Source organism: Elizabethkingia argenteiflava (genome assembly GCF_009904105.1).
GTDB classification, from domain to species: domain Bacteria; phylum Bacteroidota; class Bacteroidia; order Flavobacteriales; family Weeksellaceae; genus Elizabethkingia; species Elizabethkingia argenteiflava.
Map to the genome: position 1 here is coordinate 1 of NZ_JAAABJ010000009.1, position 487 is coordinate 487.

The 487-nt window shown below is 41.9% G+C and carries 1 pseudogene; it reads right to left on the reverse strand.

Going from position 1 to position 487, the window contains the following annotated elements:
- Window positions 1-34: 34 nt before the first annotated feature.
- A pseudogene (locus GNY06_RS14940) lies at window positions 35-298 on the reverse strand (glycoside hydrolase family 19 protein); the annotation flags it as partial.
- Between the last annotated feature and the right edge of the window lie 189 nt (window positions 299-487).

Consider the following 487-nt stretch of genomic DNA (forward strand, 5'->3'; position numbering starts at 1 on the left):
ATGGGGGAGCGCTCTTTTTGTAATGATTTATCTTCTAATTTTTCAGTTTTTCATACCATTGCTTAAATTCTTTGTATCCAAAAGGGTTCTGGCTGTAATTGCCGGTGATCACCTGTCTGGTGGCTAGGAGTGAGGGCTTAGCGGATAGCTTGTTTTTTTTCCAGTAATAGAGAGCAGAACTAAATTTATAAGGCAAGTGTTCCAATATCTCGGGTTGGCTTACCACATCGATACCAGTGGCTTGGGCTAATTGAGTATAGTTAATCCTCCCTGTTAATTGGATGGCTCCCCTACCGAAATATCTGGCTCCGTCGCCATCTTAGAGATTGCCCAGGCCTTTTTTAAACAGGCGGTCATCATACACCAGATTCGCCAGTTTAGTGGGATTTCTAAGGTAATCACAAGGATTATATCGGGACTTAAAAGCGCTGGGAAAAACTTTTACCAAACGCTCAGCAGAGGTATAATATAGGTTTTCCTTAAAGAC